We start from the raw sequence: 2500 nt of genomic DNA, 5'->3' as shown, positions 1-2500 counted from the left end.
GTTGGGTAACACCAACTGGAGGTCCGAACCCACACCTGTTGAAAAAGGTCGGGATGAGTTGTGCCTAGGGGTGAAAGGCCAATCAAACTCGGAGATAGCTGGTTCTCTGCGAAATCTATTTAGGTAGAGCGTCATCCGAATACCCCCGGGGGTAGAGCACTGGATGGGTAATGGGGCCCCACAGGCTTACTGATCCTAACCAAACTCCGAATACCGGGGAGTACTAGATGGCAGACAGACGGCGGATGCTAACGTCCGTCGTCGAGAGGGAAACAACCCTGACCTACAGCTAAGGCCCCCAATTCATGGCTAAGTGGGAAAGCAGGTGGGACGACCAAAACAACCAGGAGGTTGGCTTAGAAGCAGCCATCCTTTAAAGATAGCGTAACAGCTCACTGGTCTAAACAAGTTGTCCTGCGGCGAAGATGTAACGGGGCTCAAGCCATGAGCCGAAGCTTAGGATGCCGTAAGGCATGGTAGCAGAGCGTAGTGTGATACAGTCTCATTCCTCTTTTGCGGGCTCGCCCGCATGGGAGGGGCGAGATTTTCGATGAAGCCGGGGCGTGAGCCATCCGGTGGAGAGATCACTAGTGAGAATGATGACATGAGTAGCGACAAGGAGGGTGAGAGACCCTCCCGCCGAAAGTCCAAGGGTTCCTGCTTAAAGCTAATCTGAGCAGGGTAAGCCGACCCCTAAGGCGAGGCCGAAAGGCGTAGTCGATGGGAACCAGGTTAATATTCCTGGGCCAGATGGAAGTGACGGATCGCGGAGGTTGTTCGCCCTTATCGGATTGGGCGGGCCGCTGAGCGGTTCCTGGAAATAGCTCCATCATGAGATCGTACCCTAAACCGACACAGGTGGACTGGTAGAGCATACCAAGGCGCTTGAGAGAACGATGTTGAAGGAACTCGGCAAAATACCTCCGTAAGTTCGCGAGAAGGAGGCCCGGGTTCAAGGCAACTTGGATCCGGGGGCACAAACCAGGGGGTGGCGACTGTTTACTAAAAACACAGGGCTCTGCGAAGTCGCAAGACGACGTATAGGGTCTGACGCCTGCCCGGTGCCTGAAGGTTAAAAGGAGAGGTGAGAGCCTTGAATTGAAGCCCAGGTAAACGGCGGCCGTAACTATAACGGTCCTAAGGTAGCGAAATTCCTTGTCGGGTAAGTTCCGACCTGCACGAATGGCGTAACGACTTCCCCGCTGTCTCCAACATCGACTCAGCGAAATTGAATTGCCTGTCAAGATGCAGGCTTCCCGCGGTCAGACGGAAAGACCCCGTGCACCTTTACTACAGCTTCGCACTGGCATCAGGATTGTGATGTGCAGGATAGGTGGTAGGCTTTGAACCCGTGACGCCAGTCGCGGTGGAGCCTCCCTTGAGATACCACCCTTCGCACTCTTGATGTCTAACCGCGGCCCGTTATCCGGGTCCGGGACCCTGCGTGGCGGGTAGTTTGACTGGGGCGGTCGCCTCCTAAAGCGTAACGGAGGCGCGCGAAGGTTGGCTCAGAGCGGTCGGAAATCGCTCGTTGAGTGCAATGGCATAAGCCAGCCTGACTGCGAGACTGACAAGTCGAGCAGAGACGAAAGTCGGCCATAGTGATCCGGTGGTCCCGAGTGGAAGGGCCATCGCTCAACGGATAAAAGGTACGCCGGGGATAACAGGCTGATACTGCCCAAGAGTCCATATCGACGGCAGTGTTTGGCACCTCGATGTCGGCTCATCTCATCCTGGGGCTGGAGCAGGTCCCAAGGGTATGGCTGTTCGCCATTTAAAGAGGTACGTGAGCTGGGTTTAGAACGTCGTGAGACAGTTCGGTCCCTATCTGCCGTGGGTGTAGGATACTTGAGAGGAGTTGCCCCTAGTACGAGAGGACCGGGGTGAACGGACCACTGGTGGACCTGTTGTGGCGCCAGCCGCAGTGCAGGGTAGCTATGTCCGGACAGGATAACCGCTGAAGGCATCTAAGCGGGAAGCCCCCCTCAAAACAAGGTATCCCCGAGGGCCGTGGTAGACCACCACGTCGATAGGCCGGAGATGTAAGCGCAGCAATGCGCTCAGTTGACCGGTACTAATCGCCCGATAGGCTTGATTTGATCCAGTAACAGAAAGACTGGACCAAAAAGCATACGCCAAAACGTGTCAGCTTGACATGGACAGCCCCAAAAGGGCCGATTGTATCAATCAGGGGATTCCCCGGTTTGGTGGCCATAGCACGAGCAAAACACCCGGTCCCATCCCGAACCCGGCCGTTAAGTGCCGTCGCGCCAATGGTACTGCGTCTCAAGACGTGGGAGAGTAGGTCGCCGCCAAACCTGGAAATCCCCCGATAAATCTCTCAACGATAACAAACATACACCGCGGGATGGAGCAGCCAGGTAGCTCGTCAGGCTCATAACCTGAAGGTCGTAGGTTCAAATCCTACTCCCGCAACCAGAATACAGCGCTGAACCAAACGCTTGAACGCCGCCCTCCGGGGCGGCGTTCGCGGTTTGCA

General features: G+C 55.9%; 1 tRNA gene and 2 rRNA genes (1 of these 3 cut by a window edge). All 3 read left to right on the top strand.

Annotated features, from left to right (window positions below):
- Positions 1-2099: ribosomal RNA gene (locus C6W92_RS17245) — 23S ribosomal RNA — on the top strand; it begins 1461 nt to the left of the window's first position.
- Between the two features lie 104 nt (positions 2100-2203).
- Positions 2204-2318, top strand: a 5S ribosomal RNA gene (gene rrf / locus C6W92_RS17240).
- Between the two features lie 44 nt (positions 2319-2362).
- Positions 2363-2439: transfer RNA gene (locus tag C6W92_RS17235), tRNA-Met, on the top strand.
- Positions 2440-2500 lie beyond the last annotated feature (61 nt).

It is taken from the genome of Roseovarius sp. A46 (genome assembly GCF_004126395.1).
GTDB lineage: Bacteria > Pseudomonadota > Alphaproteobacteria > Rhodobacterales > Rhodobacteraceae > Roseovarius > Roseovarius nitratireducens.
This window is presented reverse-complemented; position numbering and strand designations above follow the sequence as displayed.